Raw genomic sequence first — 13,903 nt, 5'->3', positions numbered from 1 at the left:
ATGCAAGCGGATCTGCTGACCGGGTTGAGCGCGGCCCAGTTCCTCGCGCTGCTGTCGCTGATGACGCTGGGCTCCTTCACGCCCGGTCCCAATACCACCATCGCGGCCGTCAGCGGCGCCAATTTCGGCCTGCGCGCCACGCTGCCGCACTGCGCGGGCGTGGCCCTCGGCTTTGCCAGCATCCTGGCCTTGTGCGCAGCCGGCGTCGGCGCCCTGGTGCTCGGCCATCCGCTGGCCGGTGCCGTGCTCCACGCGGGCGGGGTGGCCTATCTGCTGTGGCTGTCCTGGAAGCTGGCCCGCAGCACGGTGCTGGCCGAGCGCCAGGTGCTGCGACCGCTGCGCCTGTGGCAGTCGGCTGCGCTGCAGTATGCCAACCTCAAGGCCTGGATGCTGGCGCTCGCCACGGCCGCTTCCTACATGGCGGGCGCGCCTTCGCCCTGGCAGCGAGGCCTGCTGATGTGCGCGGTGTTCGCCGTCTTCGGCTTCGTCAGCAACGGCGCGTACGGCGTGCTGGGCGCGGCACTGCGGCAATGGCTGACCGTGGGCGAGCGCGTGCTCTGGTTCAATCGCGCGATGGGACTGGCGCTCGGGCTGACCGCGCTGTGGATCGCCTTCGCCGGCCGTCCCGCGGGCGGCTGACGGGCTCAGGATCCGAGGAAACGCCCATGCATGCGCAACCACGCACCGATGACAGCCTGCCCCGCCGCGCCCTCGCAAAAGGCGCCGTGGCGTGCGCAGGCCAGATACAATGTCTGCAACCGTTCCTGGCGCTGGCGGGTGGCGCCGCGATGCTCTGCGCGGCACCCGGCGCGCAGCGCATCGCCGCGACGCGCCTCGCCCCGGCAGCGCGCATCCTGCGCACCGGCGCGCAGGCACCCGCCACGCAGGAGCCTCCCAAGCTTCCATGACGCACTCACTGACTGGAGACCGCATGTCCGTCTACGACACCCTCGCCCGCCTCGGCATCGAACTGCCCACCGCCAACGCCCCGGCCGCCGCCTACGTGATGGCCGCGCAGACCGGCAACACCGTCTTCGTGTCCGGCCACATCGCGCGCAAGGACGGCAAACCCTGGGTAGGCAAGCTGGGCAACGAACTGGTCACCGCCGACGGCAAGGTCGCCGCGCGTGCCATCGCGATCGACCTGCTGGCCACGCTGCACGCCCACCTGGGCGACCTGAACCGCGTCACCCGCGTGGTCAAGGTGATGAGCCTGGTCAATTCGACCCCGGAATTCACCGAGCAGCACCTGGTCACCAACGGCGCCTCGGAGTTCTTCGTCGAGGTGTTCGGCGACGCGGGCAAGCATGCCCGCAGCGCCTTCGGCGTGGCGCAGATCCCGATGGGTGCCTGCGTCGAGATCGAGATGATCGTCGAAGTGAAGTAATGAAGTAATGAAGTAATGAAGTAGTTGCAGGACTCCGCCCCGAGACACTGTCACCCCATGCGCATCGAGAACCTGCCCTTCGGCACCACCGACTGGTCGGCCGTCGAGCCGACCATCCACCCCGGCGAACGCGGCGAGGCCCGCTGGCGCACGCGTCAGTTCGGCGACATCCGCGTCCGCATGGTGGAGTATTCTGCCGGTTACCTCGCCGATCACTGGTGCACGAAGGGACACATTCTGTTCGTGCTGGACGGCGAACTGCACACCGAGCTGGAAGACGGCCGGACGTTCGTGCTGGGTGCCGGCACAAGCTACCAGGTCGCCGACCAGGCGGAGCCGCACCGCTCTTCCACGCCGGGCGGCGCGCGTTTGTTTATCGTTGACTGAGCCGGCCCGCCGGCTCCCCCAAACCACAAGAGACCATCATGAACTGGGCCATCTCCCGCCGGGCACAACAGCTCACCAGCTCGGCCATCCGCGAAATCCTGAAAGTCACCGAGCGTCCGGAAGTCATTTCCTTCGCCGGTGGCCTGCCCTCGCCCGCCACCTTCCCGGTAGCGGAGATGGAAGCGGCAGTGGCCCGCGTATTCGCCGACAACCCGCAGGCCGCCCTGCAGTACGCCGCGACCGAGGGCTACATGCCGCTGCGCCAGTTCATCGCCGACCGCTACAAGGTGGACGTGGAGCGCGTGCTGATCACCACCGGCTCGCAGCAGGCGCTGGACCTGATCGCCAAGGTGATGATCGACCCGGGCAGCCCCGTGCTGGTCGAGACGCCGAGCTACCTCGGCGCGCTGCAGGCCTTCTCGCTGTTCGAGCCGGAATTCGTCTCGGTGCCGACCGATGAGAAGGGCCTGCTGCCCGAGAGCCTGACGCCCGAGCTGACCGCCGGCGCCCGCTTCCTGTATGCCCTGCCCAACTTCCAGAACCCGACCGGCCGCCGCCTGCCGCTGGAACGCCGCCAGGCGCTGGTGGCGCGCGCCAAGGAACTGGGCCTGCTGCTGGTCGAGGACGACCCCTACGGCGAGCTGAGCTACACCGGCAATCACCTGCCCACGCTGCTGTCGATGAACCCCGACGGCGTGATCTACATGGGCTCCTTCTCGAAGATCCTGGCACCGGGCCTGCGCCTGGGCTTCGTGATCGCCCCGCCCGAGCTGCACTTCAAGCTCTGCCAGGCCAAGCAGGCCTCCGACCTGCACACGCCGAGCTTCACCCAGCGCGTGGCCTACGAGACCATCCGCGACGGCCTGCTGGACCGCCACATCCCGACCATCCGCGAGCTCTACGGCAAGCAGTGCCAGTTCATGCTGGATTCGCTGGCCCGCCACATGCCGGAAGGCGTACGCTGGAACGCACCCGAAGGCGGCATGTTCATCTGGGTGGAACTGCCCGAAGGCCTGGACAGCATGGCCCTGCTGGAGCAGGCGGTGCAGCGCAACGTGGCCTACGTGCCGGGCGCGCCGTTCTTCGCCAGCAACCCGCGCCGCCACACGCTGCGCCTGGCCTTCGTGACGGTCTCGCCCGAGCGCATCGAGCAGGGCGTCGCGATCCTGGCCGAGCTGTTCCGCGAGGCGATCGCGGCTGCCGCACCGCAGGCCAAGGCCGCCTGAGGCCCGCCCCGCGCGCCATCCTCACGAACCATAGGAGAACCTCTTCATGTTGCGTATCTGGGGACGCCTGTCGTCGATCAATGTGCAGAAGGTGGTCTGGTGCGCGCGTGAGCTGCACCTCGACCACGAGCGTATCGACATCGGCGTGGCGCGGGGCGACCTCGACACTGAAGCCTATGTGCGGTTGAACCCGAACCGCAAGATTCCAGTGATCGAAGACTTCCGCGGCACCGACGTGGGCGGCGAGCCCTTCGTGCTGTGGGAATCCAATGCGATCGTGCGCTACCTGTGTGCGCGCTATGGCGAAGGCACGCTGTGGCCGGAAGACGTCAGGGCGCGCGCCTCGGCCGACCGCTGGATGGACTGGCAGACCACCGCCTTCAGCCCGGCCATGGTCGCGGCCTTCCTGAACCTCGTGCGAAAGCCTGCCGCCGAGCGCGACGAGGCGGTCATCGCCGCCTCCTGCACGGCCACCGAGCCGATGGCCGCACTGCTGGACGAAGCCCTGGCCGGGCGCGAATTCATCGGCGGCGACCGATTCACCATGGCCGACATCCCGCTGGCCTGCGCGGCCCACCGCTGGATGGGCCTGCCGGTTGCCCACGCAACGCGCCCCAACCTCGAACGCTGGCTGGCCGACATGCGCGCACGGCCTGCCGCCACCGGCATCCTCGATCTGCCGCTGCGTTGATCCGCGCGGCGCGGCAACCGCCGCGCCCGCGGTTTTCCCTCCTCGCCCTCCTCGCTTGCCCTGGCGGCCCGCCACCCGCCACCGGGAAGACATTTCCTTGATTTCGACTTTCGGGTACGCTGCACAGGACGCAGTATCGACGCGTCCCCCAGGCAAACCCTGATCCCTGAATCCGGCTCACGTTGGCCGTGACCGGATTGAAGCCGGCGCAGCGGAAACCCGTCCGTACCATCGGGCGTTTTGTCCGCAGCCCGGCGCTGTCTGCGCGCCGAACCACAACAAGAATGGGCGGCGCACCTGCGCAGCGGGAGCATGGCTGCCGCCAAACCAGAGGAGGAATCGATCGTGTGGAGTCAAGTCTATGACCCGCTAAGCAATATGGCGCTGTCCACCATTGCGGCGGGGGTACCCGTCGCGGTGCTGCTGTGCGCGCTCGCCTTCTTTCACCTGCAGGCCCATCTGGCCGCCGGCCTGGCGCTGGTGATCGGCATCATCGTCGCGTCCGCCGTGTTCGGCATGCCGGCGGCGATGGCCGGCAAGGCGGCAGGCCTGGGCATCGTGTCCGGCCTGTTCCCGATCGGCTGGATCGTGCTCAACATCATCTTCCTGCACCGGCTGACGACCATCAACGGCTCGTTCAAGGTCCTGCAGAACTCGATCTCCGGCATCACCGAAGACCGCCGCCTGCAGCTGCTGCTGGTCGCGTTCAGCTTCGGCGCCTTCTTCGAAGGGGCAGCGGGCTTCGGCACGCCGGTGGCCGTGACCGGCGCCATCCTGATCGGCCTGGGCTTCTCGCCGCTGGCCGCCTCTGGCCTGGCGCTGATCGCCAACACGGCGCCGGTGGCCTACGGCGCGCTGGGCGCGCCGATCATCGGCCTGGCCTCGGTGACCGGGCTGGACCTGCTGCAGCTGTCGGCGATGATCGGCCGCCAGTTGCCTTTCTTCTCGGTGCTGGTGCCCTTCTGGCTGATCTGGGCCTTTGCCGGCTTCCGCGGCATGCTGGCGATCTGGCCGGCCATCCTGGTGGCAGGCGTCACCTTCGCCATCCCGCAGTTCCTGGTGTCGAACTTCCACGGCCCATGGCTGGTCGACGTGATCGCGGCGCTGGTGTCGATGGGCGCGCTGACGCTGTTCCTCAAGGTATGGAAGCCCAAGGAGATCTGGACCTCGACCAAGATCCTCGGCCGCCACGACGAATCCAAGATCGACCATCCCGAAGCCTTGGCCGCCGAGGCCCAGGCCAGCGCTGCCGCCGCCGGTATCTCGGTGGTCAAGGCGTGGATGCCGTGGGTGATCCTGACGGTGTTCGTCTTCGTCTGGGGCGTGCCAGAGTTCAAGAAGCTGATGGATGGCCTGTGGCAATGGAAATTCCCCGTCCCCGGCCTCGACAAGGCCGTGCTGAAGGTGCCGCCCGTGGTACCCAAGGAGATTGCCGAAGGCGCGGTGTTCAGCTTCAACGTGCTGTCGATGGCCGGCACCGGCATCCTGGCATCGGCCGTGCTGGGCGGCCTGCTGATGGGCTATTCGGTGCCGCGACTGGTCAAGGAGTACTTCGAGACCATCAAGCTGGTGCGCTACTCGCTGTTCACCATCTGCGCGATGTTCGGCATCGGCTACCTGACCCGCTACTCGGGCCTGGACGCCACGCTGGGCCTGGCCTTCGCCCATACCGGCGTGCTCTACCCGCTGTTCGGCACCATGCTGGGCTGGCTGGGGGTGGCGCTGACCGGCTCCGATACGGCCTCCAACGTGCTGTTCGGCGGCCTGCAGAAGACCACCGCGGAGCAGCTCGGCCTGTCGCCGGTGCTGATGGCGGCGGCCAACAGCTCGGGCGGCGTCATGGGCAAGATGATCGATGCCCAGTCCATCGTGGTGGCCTCCACCGCCACCAAGTGGTATGGGCACGAAGGCGACATCCTGCGCTATGTGTTCTTCCACTCGATCGCGCTGGCGATCCTGATGGGGCTGTTCATCTCGCTGCAGGCCTATGTGCATCCGTTCACGCAGATGGTGATCCACTGACGCCCCGGTGCGGCGCCTGGCCGCCGCACCGGAAACGAAAAACCCCGCCTGCGACGGCGGGGTTTTCCTTTCTGGCGGCAGGCCGTTCAGTCGCCTGCCAGCATCGCAGCGGTGCGCACGCCGCCCTGCGGCGGCCGCACCCACATGTACCACGCCACCACCAGCAGCGCGAGCCAGACCACGCCCACCACCAGCGCCGCGCGCGTGGACTCGAACCAGCCCAGCACGCCGAACACGAACAGCATGAAGGCGATCGCCGCCAGCGGCCCCACCGGCCACAGCGGCACGGGAAACTTCAGCGCGGCCGCTTCCGCGGCGCTCATGCGCTGCCGCATGCGGAACTGCGACAGCAGGATCATCAGCCACACCCAGACCGTGGCGAAGGTGCCGATCGAGGCGACCAGCACGAACACATGTTCGGGCATCACCACGTTGAGGATGACGCCGACGAGCAAGGCCAGCGCCATCACCACCACGGTCATCCAGGGCACGCCGTTGCGCGAGAGCCGGGCAAAGCTGCGCGGCGCCTGGCCCTGCACCGCCATGCCGTACATCATCCGGCCGGCGGCGAAGACATCGCTGTTGATGGCCGACACCGCGGCCGAGATCACGACGATATTGAGCACCGCCGCGGCCGAGCCGATGCCGAGCTGGCTGAAAATCTGCACGAAGGGGCTGCCGCTGGAGCCGACCTCGCGCCACGGCGCCAGCGACATCAACACGGCCAGCGTCAGCACGTAGAACAGCAGGATGCGCAGCGGCACGGCATTGATGGCGCGCGGCAGCGTGCGCTCGGGCTCGCGCGCCTCGCTGGCGGCCACGCCGATGATCTCGATGCCGCCGAAGGCGAACATGACAATGGCCAGGGAGGCGACCACACCGCCGACGCCGTTGGGCAGGAAGCCGCCGTTCGCCCACAGGTTGTGCAGGCCCACGGTGGCGCCGCCAGCGCCGAAGGTGGCGCCACCCACCAGCAGCGCGCAGCCACCGCCGATCATGGCGAGGATGGCCCCGACCTTGAGCAGCGACAGCCAGAACTCCAGCTCCCCGAAGACCTTGACGCTGCACAGGTTGATGCCGCCGATCAGCAGGATGGTGCCCAGGATCCAGATCCAGCGCGGTACGTCGGGGAACCAGAAGCCCAGGTAGATGGCGAGCGCGGTGACGTCGGCCAGGCAGACCACGACCATCGACAGCGTGTAGGTCCAGCCGAGCAGGAAGCCGGCCAGCGGGCCGAGCGCACTGCTGGCGTAGTGGCCGAAGGCGCCGGGTGCGGGGTTGCGCACGGCCATCTCGCCGAGCGCACGCATCACCATGTAGACGGCCGCGCCGCCGATGGCGTAGGCCAGCAGCACCGCGGGGCCGGCGGCCTGGATCGCGGCGGCCGAACCGTAGAAGAGGCCGGTGCCGATCGCCGAGCCCAGCGCCATAAAGCGGATGTGGCGCGAACTGAGCCCGCGCTTGAGTGACTGCGACTGTTCTTTCATTAATTCGTCTCCGTAGAGGACCGCGCCATCTCCGTGGCAAGCGGCGTTGAGCGGTGAAGGTGCCCCGGACGGCGAGCAGCCCGGGGGCGGGAACACGGCGGCCGTCGCTCCCGGCCGCGCACGGCTATGACAGGCGGCGGCCCAGGGTTTCCGGCACCATCGCCAGCCCCGCCAGCGATACCAGCCCGCAGCCGATCACATAGAAGGCCGGCGCATTGGGGTTGGCGGTCAGGTGGATCAGTTCCGTCGAGAAGAACTGCGCGAAGCCGCCGAAGATGGCGATGGCGACGCAGTAGGCGATCGACAGGCCAGTGGCGCGCAGGCGCTGAGGCAGCACCTCGCTGACCAGCACCATCGATGCCGGCGAAGTCATCGACATCGGCACCGACAGGCAGCCGACCACCACGAGCAGCCGGGCCAGGCTGGGCTCAGCGTTGAGCAGGGCGAAGGCCGGATAGACGCCCAGCAGCAGCGCCACACGCGACCACAGCACCACCGTGCGCCGCCCCAGGCGGTCACACAGCCAGCCGGCGAACGGCGACAACAGCACCTGTACGGCGGCAGCCACGCAACCCGCCCAGATACCCAGCGACAGCGGCATGTGCAGCTGGCTGACCGCGTAGTTGCTCAGGTAGTACACCACGATGTAGGTGGACGAGGCGACGCCGATCATCAGCAGGATGCTCGCGGCCAGGGCGCGCCGATGCGCCAGCAGCAGAGCGAGTCCCGGTGTGGTCCCGTCCGCGTCCCCGGTCGGTGCCGTCTCCTCGAGCCGGCGGCGGATCAGCAGGCCCACGGGAATCACCAGGATGCCGATCAGGAACGCCACCCGCCAGCCCCAGGACTCCAGCGCCGCCGGCGCCAGCAGGTTGCTCAGGGCCAGCCCGACCAGCGCGCCGAACAGCGCCGCCAGGCCCTGGCTGAAGGGCTGCCAGCCGGTGTAGAAGCCGCGCGAACGGTGGTCGGCATACTCCAGCAGCAAGGCCGTCGACGCGCCCATCTCGCCGCCGATGGCGAAGCCCTGCACCAGGCGGGCCAGCAGGATCAGCAGCGGCGCGGCCACGCCGACCTGCGCATAGGTGGGCGTCACCACGAAGATCACCGCGCTCAGCCCCATCAGCCACAGCGTCAGGGCCACCGCGGGCTTGCGCCCGACGCGGTCGGCGTACATGCCGATCAGCAGGCCGCCCAGCGGGCGCATCAGGAAGCCGACGCCGAAGGTGGCGAAGGACAGCAGCAATTGCCCGGTCGGGTCCGCCACGGGAAAGTAGAGGCGCCCGATCAGGGTGGCGAAGAAGCTGTAGACGACGAAGTCGTAGAACTCCAGGCCGTTGCCGATGGTGATGGCAGCAATGGCATGGAGCTTGGACAGGGGCTGGCGCGATGCGCCGGTATCGGCCGCGAGGCCGGGCAAGGACTGGGCGATGGACATGGATTGCATCCAGGCGGGAAGAACACGCCGGCCGCGCAGGCGGGCGGTGGCGAAAAAACGGGCGGTGACCCGGGGCGGCGCTGGGGCTTGTCGCTAGCGGTGCCGCGGTGGGGCGTCTCGGCCGGAACGCGCGCGCGCGCTCCCCGGCATGGTCAATGGATCATGCATCGCTATGTCTCCTGGTTGGATGTGCGGCCCGCCTGGAGCGGGCCGTCTGCGGCGCTGATGGCCGCCGCTTCCGGGCCGGGCGCAGGGCCGGCCCGGATCCCGCTTCCCGCCTAGAGGCTGGGCAGCAGGCCGGCGGGCACCAGCCGGTTCAGGCAGGCGCTGCCCAGCAAGGCGCTGGCGGCCTCGATGTCGGGCGCGAAGAAGCGGTCCTCCTGGTAGTACGGCACCTTGGCGCGCAGCAGCGCGCGGGCCTCTTCCAGCCGGGGCGAGCTCTTCAGCCCCTCGCGGAAATCCAGCCCCTGGCAGGCGCCGAGCCACTCCACGGCGAGGATGCCGCGCACATTCTCGGCCATGGGCCACAGGCGCTTGCCGGCATTGGGCGCCATCGACACGTGGTCTTCCTGGTTGGCCGAGGTGGGCAGGCTGTCGACGCTGGCGGGGTGCGCCAGCGCCTTGTTGTCGCTGGCCAGCGCGGCGGCCGTGACCTGGGCGATCATGAAGCCCGAATTGACGCCGCCATTGGCCACCAGGAAGGGCGGCAGCTGCGACATGTGCATATCCATCATCAGCGAGATGCGGCGCTCGGACAGCGCCCCGATCTCGGCCAGCGCCAGCGCGAGGTTGTCGGCAGCCATGGCCACCGGCTCGGCGTGGAAATTGCCGCCCGAAATCACGTCGCCCTGCTCGGCGAACACCAGCGGGTTGTCGGACACCGCATTGGCCTCGACCTCCAGCACCTCGGCGGCCTGACGCAGCTGCGTCAGGCAGGCGCCCATCACCTGCGGCTGGCAGCGCAGCGAGTACGGGTCCTGCACCTTGTCGCATTGCGCGTGCGAGCGTGCCAGTTCGCTGGTCTCGGTCAGCAGCGTGCGGTAGGCGGAGGCGGCATCGATCTGGCCGCGCTGGCCGCGCGCGGCATGGATGCGCGGGTCGAACGGCGCGCGCGAACCGAGCATGGCCTCCACGCTCAGCGCGCCGCACACGGTGGCGGCGGCGAACAGGTCCTCGGCCTCGAACAGGCCGCGCAGCGCATAGGCGGTGGACACCTGGGTGCCGTTGAGCAGGGCCAGGCCTTCCTTGGCGGCCAGCGTCAGCGGCTTCAGGCCTGCCACCTCCAGCGCCTCGCGCGCCGGCAGCCACTCGCCGCGGTGGCGCGCGCGGCTCTCGCCCAGCAGCACCAGCGACATATGCGCCAGTGGCGCCAGGTCGCCCGAGGCGCCCACCGAGCCCTTGAGCGGGATGTGGGGGTAGACTTCGGCATTGACCAAGGCGATCAGGGCGTCGATCACCTCGCGGCGGATGCCGGAAAAACCGCGCGCCAGGCTGTTGATCTTCAACAGCATGATCAGGCGCACCATGGCGTCGTCCAGCGCTTCGCCCACGCCGGCGGCGTGCGACAGCACCAGCGAGCGCTGCAGTTTCTCCAGGTCCTGGGGGGCGATGCGGGTCTGCGCCAGCAGGCCGAAGCCGGTGTTGATGCCGTAGGCGGTGCGCCCGGCGTCCAGGATGCCCTGCACACAGGCGACGCTGGCGTCGATGGCGGGACCAGCCTCGGCGTCCAGGGCCAGTTGCAGCGGACCCAGGTAGGCCTGGCGGATTTGCGCCAGCGTCAGTGTGCCGGGCTTCAGATTCAGTAGTGACATAGCGGGGGCTCCCTTTCTCCCGGCGCGGTCTGCGCGCCGATACGTGTATAGTCCTGTATATACAGGCTAGGATAAATTAGGGGAAATCCCAGGTTCAAGGCGAAAGTGCCCAAAGGCGGGTGGCGCCCCGGCCATGCCCTGCATTGGTGCAATGCGCCATGTATCATGGCTGGCATCTGCCTCGGGGCCGCATGGCAGGCGGTGCGACGCCCGCCCCGCTGCCCGCCGCCTTGCCGCCCCATCCCCGCCCTCCCGGGAACCGAGCATGCTGATACGTCGCCTGGAAAGACTGATCGACCCCTTCCGCAGCATGGCCGACCACCGGCCTCCTGCCGAGGTCTGGCGCTTCTACCTGCACTTCCTGCGCGAGGTGCGCGGCGTCTTCGCCCTGCTGCTGGCCGTGGGCCTGGTGTGCGCCCTGATCGAGGTGGCGCTGTTCGACTTCCTCGGCCGGCTGGTCGACATGGCCAAGGACGGGCCCGGCGCCGGCTTCTTCGCGCGCCATCGCACCGAGCTGCTGTGGATGGCCGTGGTCGCGCTGGTGCTGCGCCCCATCTTCTTCGGCCTGCACGACGTGCTGGTGCACCAGGTCATCAATCCCGGCCTGGCCAACCTGATCCGCTGGCAGAACCACCGCTACGTGCTCAAGCAGAGCCTGTCCTTCTTCCAGAATGACTTCGCCGGCCGCATCGCCCAGCGCATCATGCAGACCGGATTCTCCCTGCGCGACTCGGCGGTGCAGGCGGTCGACGCCATCTGGCACGTGGTCATCTATGCCATCAGCGCGCTGGTGCTGTTCGCCAGCGCCGACTGGCGGCTGACGGTGCCGCTGCTGCTGTGGATCGCCGCCTATGTGGCGGCGCTGGCGTGGTTCGTACCGCGCGTGAAGGCGCGCTCGGTTGTGGCGACCGAGGCGCGCTCGCGGCTGATGGGCCGCATCGTCGACGGCTACACCAATATCGCCACGCTCAAGCTGTTCGCGCACTCGCGCCGGGAAGAGGAGTATGCGCGCGAGGCCATGGCCGACCAGACCGACAAGGTGCGGCTGGCCGGCCGCATGGTGAGCGCCATGGACGTCACCATCACGGCGATGAACGGCATGCTGATTGCCGGCACGAGCGCGCTGGCGCTGTGGCTGTGGAGCCGCGGCAGCATCACCGTGGGCGCCATTGCGCTGACCACCGGGCTGGTGATCCGCATCAACAATATGTCGGGCTGGATCATGTGGGTGGTCAACGGCATCTTCGAGAACGTGGGACAGGTGCAGGACGGCATGAAGACCATCTCGGCGCCGCGCCAGGTGCTCGACCGCGCCGACGCCCGCCCGCTGCAGGTCGCGCACGGCGAGGTGCGTTTCGAGGACGTCAGCTTCCACTACGGCAAGGGCGGCGGCGTGCTCGACCGGCTGGACCTGGTGGTGCGCCCGGGCGAGAAGATCGGCCTGGTCGGCCCCTCGGGCGCCGGCAAGTCCACGCTGGTCAATCTGCTGTTGCGCCTCTACGACCTGGAAGGCGGGCGCATCCTGGTGGACGGGCAGGACATCGCCGCGGTGACGCAGGAAAGCCTGCGCGCCCGCGTCGGCGTGGTCACGCAGGACACCTCGCTCCTGCACCGCTCGATCCGCGACAACCTGCTCTATGGCAGGCCCGGCGCGAGCGAGGCCGAGCTGGCGCGCGCGGTGCGCCTGGCGCGCGCCGACCAGTTCATCCCACAGCTGGTCGACGGGCATGGCCGCAGCGGCATGGATGCGCTGGTGGGCGAGCGTGGCGTCAAGCTCTCGGGCGGCCAGCGCCAGCGGATCGCGATCGCGCGCGTGCTGCTGAAGGACGCGCCCATCCTGATCCTGGACGAGGCCACCTCGGCGCTCGACTCGGAGGTGGAGGCTGCCATCCAGGAAAGCCTGGAGACCCTGATGCAGGGCAAGACGGTGATCGCCATCGCGCACCGGCTGTCCACCATCGCGCGCATGGACCGGCTGGTGGTGCTGGACCAGGGCCGCATCGCGGAAAGCGGCACGCATGCCGCGCTGCTGGCGCAGGACGGGCTGTACGCGCGCCTGTGGGCGCACCAGACCGGCGGCTTCGTCGGCGTGGACTGAGCCGCCGGGCGCCCGCTCAGTCGGCGGCGGCCTGCTCGCGGAAGGCCAGCAGAGCGACGAAGCTGACCGCCGAGCAGGCCAGCATGTACCAGGCCGGCGCCATCGGGTCGCCGGTCAGCTTGAGCATCCAGGTGACGATGAACTGGGCGAAGCCGCCGAACAGCGTCACGCCGCTGGCATAGACGATGGCCAGCCCGGTCGCGCGCACCTTGCGCGGGAAAGACTCCATGATCAGCAGGAAGCCGGCCGGGCTGCTGGTGGACAGCAGCGCCACCAGCACCACCACCGCGCCCAGCACCGTGCCCAGCGTGGGATGGCCCTGCACCGCGCTGAACGCCGGCCAGATCGCCAGCAGCGACAGGACACTGACGGCCAGCAGCAGCGGCTTGCGGCGCGGCAGCCGGTCGGCCAGCCAGCCGGCCAGCGGCGACATCAGCAGCAGCGTGGCACCAGCCGCACAGCCCGCCACCAGCGAGGTGGCCGGCGGCATGTGCACGGTCTTGACCAGGTAGGCCGGCATAAAGAACACCACCACGTACATGCTGGCGGTGCCGCCCAGGATCAGCAGCGTGCCCAGCAGCAGCGCGCGCCCATGGCTGCGCACCACCTCGGCAAAGGCGCTGCGCTCGCGCGCATGGTCGCTGTGGGTCTCGTCGAGATGGCGGCGGATATAGAAGCCGACCGGGCCGATCATCAGCCCCAGCAGGAAGGGCACGCGCCAGCCCCAGCCCTCCAGCGCCTCCGGCGTCAGCCCGCGCGCCAGCAGCGTGCCGCACAGGGCACCGGCGAGCGCCGACGCGCCCTGCCCCGCCATCTGCCAGCTCACCATGAAGCCGCGGTTGGCGCGCGTGCCCGACTCCATCAGGAAGCTGGTCGCGGCGCCGACCTCGCCGCCCGCCGAGAAGCCCTGCAGCAGCCGGCCGGCCACGATCAGCAGCGGCGCGGCGATGCCGATCTGCGCGTAGGTGGGCGCAAGGCCGATGATGGCCGTGCCCAGCGCCATCAGGCCGATGGTCAGCGTCAGCGCCGGCTTGCGCCCGGCCCGGTCGGCGTAGTTGCCGATCACCACGCTGCCCAGCGGCCGCATCACGAAGCCAATGCCGAAGGTGGCCAGCGACAGCAGCAGCGGCCCGTACTCGCCCTCGACGGGGAAGAACAGCTTGCCGATCAGGCCGGCGAAGAAGCTGAACACGGTGAAGTCAAACCATTCCAGCGCATTGCCCAGCGAGGCGGCCACCACGGCGCGCCGCTGCATCGCGCGCGCGGGCACGGCCTGCGTGCCCGGCGTGCGAGACTCGCCCGCCACGCCGTCGGCGCCGATGGCGGCGGCTCCCAGTCGTTCCTGCATGCTTGTCTCCTTCT

The 13,903-nt window shown here is 69.2% G+C and carries 12 protein-coding genes; 8 read left to right on the top strand and 4 right to left on the bottom strand.

Going from position 1 to position 13,903, the window contains the following annotated elements; translation table 11 throughout:
* The 7 genes from AC1Z3O_RS03785 (at nt 1) to AC1Z3O_RS03755 (ending at nt 5,713) form a co-directional block, all read left to right on the top strand.
* Entirely contained in the window at nt 1-639 is a 639-nt protein-coding gene (locus AC1Z3O_RS03785) for a LysE family translocator (protein WP_483513644.1), read from the top strand.
* 26 nt (nt 640-665) lie between these two features.
* Nucleotides 666-908 carry a hypothetical protein gene (locus AC1Z3O_RS03780; protein ID WP_483513642.1) on the top strand — a complete coding sequence of 81 codons (243 nt, stop codon included), beginning with the start codon at nt 666-668 and terminating at the stop codon, nt 906-908.
* Between the two features lie 23 nt (nt 909-931).
* Complete coding sequence (locus AC1Z3O_RS03775; RefSeq protein ID WP_483513640.1) at nt 932-1,387, top strand: RidA family protein; 456 nt, start codon at nt 932-934, stop codon at nt 1,385-1,387.
* 57 nt (nt 1,388-1,444) lie between these two features.
* Nucleotides 1,445-1,774 (top strand): DHCW motif cupin fold protein, encoded by a 330-nt coding sequence (locus AC1Z3O_RS03770; protein WP_483513638.1) that lies wholly within the window; start codon nt 1,445-1,447, stop codon nt 1,772-1,774.
* A gap of 38 nt (nt 1,775-1,812) precedes the next feature.
* A complete protein-coding gene (locus tag AC1Z3O_RS03765; protein ID WP_483513636.1) occupies nt 1,813-3,000 on the top strand; it encodes an aminotransferase-like domain-containing protein in 1,188 nt (395 codons plus the stop codon).
* A 46-nt stretch (nt 3,001-3,046) separates the two neighbouring features.
* Nucleotides 3,047-3,691 (top strand): glutathione S-transferase family protein, encoded by a 645-nt coding sequence (locus tag AC1Z3O_RS03760; protein ID WP_483513634.1) that lies wholly within the window; start codon nt 3,047-3,049, stop codon nt 3,689-3,691.
* Between the two features lie 345 nt (nt 3,692-4,036).
* Nucleotides 4,037-5,713, top strand: coding sequence for an L-lactate permease (locus AC1Z3O_RS03755; RefSeq protein WP_483517507.1), 1,677 nt, complete (start codon nt 4,037-4,039; stop codon nt 5,711-5,713).
* Nucleotides 5,714-5,799: 86 nt separating this feature from the next.
* Here AC1Z3O_RS03755 and AC1Z3O_RS03750 read toward each other — a convergent pair whose 3' ends face one another.
* From AC1Z3O_RS03750 to hutH, 3 genes are all read right to left on the bottom strand, one after another.
* Entirely contained in the window at nt 5,800-7,200 is a 1,401-nt protein-coding gene (locus AC1Z3O_RS03750; protein WP_483513632.1) for an amino acid permease, read from the bottom strand.
* Between the two features lie 124 nt (nt 7,201-7,324).
* A complete protein-coding gene (locus AC1Z3O_RS03745) occupies nt 7,325-8,632 on the bottom strand; it encodes an MFS transporter (protein ID WP_483513630.1) in 1,308 nt (435 codons plus the stop codon).
* A gap of 278 nt (nt 8,633-8,910) precedes the next feature.
* Entirely contained in the window at nt 8,911-10,443 is a 1,533-nt protein-coding gene (gene hutH / locus AC1Z3O_RS03740) for a histidine ammonia-lyase (RefSeq protein WP_483513629.1), read from the bottom strand.
* Between the two features lie 265 nt (nt 10,444-10,708).
* On the opposite strand from hutH, the gene AC1Z3O_RS03735 reads away from it, so the two are divergent.
* A complete protein-coding gene (locus AC1Z3O_RS03735; RefSeq protein ID WP_483513627.1) occupies nt 10,709-12,541 on the top strand; it encodes an ABC transporter ATP-binding protein in 1,833 nt (610 codons plus the stop codon).
* Nucleotides 12,542-12,557: 16 nt separating this feature from the next.
* Here AC1Z3O_RS03735 and AC1Z3O_RS03730 read toward each other — a convergent pair whose 3' ends face one another.
* A complete protein-coding gene (locus AC1Z3O_RS03730; RefSeq protein WP_483513625.1) occupies nt 12,558-13,889 on the bottom strand; it encodes an MFS transporter in 1,332 nt (443 codons plus the stop codon).
* Nucleotides 13,890-13,903: the final 14 nt, after the last annotated feature.

This window comes from Cupriavidus sp. 09_S30 (genome assembly GCF_056930435.1).
The sequence above is the reverse complement of the archived record's forward strand: the minus strand, read 5'-3'. Positions and strand labels throughout refer to the sequence as shown.

What these genes read in the sequence shown, in the direction of transcription:
- hutH (WP_483513629.1), bottom strand. Translation starts at nt 10,443, where the DNA reads ATGTCACTACTGAATCTGAAGCCCGGCACACTGACGCTGGCGCAAATC.
- AC1Z3O_RS03765 (WP_483513636.1), top strand. Translation starts at nt 1,813, where the DNA reads ATGAACTGGGCCATCTCCCGCCGGGCACAACAGCTCACCAGCTCGGCC.
- AC1Z3O_RS03750 (WP_483513632.1), bottom strand. Translation starts at nt 7,200, where the DNA reads ATGAAAGAACAGTCGCAGTCACTCAAGCGCGGGCTCAGTTCGCGCCAC.
- AC1Z3O_RS03780 (WP_483513642.1), top strand. Translation starts at nt 666, where the DNA reads ATGCATGCGCAACCACGCACCGATGACAGCCTGCCCCGCCGCGCCCTC.
- AC1Z3O_RS03745 (WP_483513630.1), bottom strand. Translation starts at nt 8,632, where the DNA reads ATGTCCATCGCCCAGTCCTTGCCCGGCCTCGCGGCCGATACCGGCGCA.
- AC1Z3O_RS03730 (WP_483513625.1), bottom strand. Translation starts at nt 13,889, where the DNA reads ATGCAGGAACGACTGGGAGCCGCCGCCATCGGCGCCGACGGCGTGGCG.
- AC1Z3O_RS03760 (WP_483513634.1), top strand. Translation starts at nt 3,047, where the DNA reads ATGTTGCGTATCTGGGGACGCCTGTCGTCGATCAATGTGCAGAAGGTG.
- AC1Z3O_RS03735 (WP_483513627.1), top strand. Translation starts at nt 10,709, where the DNA reads ATGCTGATACGTCGCCTGGAAAGACTGATCGACCCCTTCCGCAGCATG.
- AC1Z3O_RS03785 (WP_483513644.1), top strand. Translation starts at nt 1, where the DNA reads ATGCAAGCGGATCTGCTGACCGGGTTGAGCGCGGCCCAGTTCCTCGCG.
- AC1Z3O_RS03775 (WP_483513640.1), top strand. Translation starts at nt 932, where the DNA reads ATGTCCGTCTACGACACCCTCGCCCGCCTCGGCATCGAACTGCCCACC.
- AC1Z3O_RS03770 (WP_483513638.1), top strand. Translation starts at nt 1,445, where the DNA reads ATGCGCATCGAGAACCTGCCCTTCGGCACCACCGACTGGTCGGCCGTC.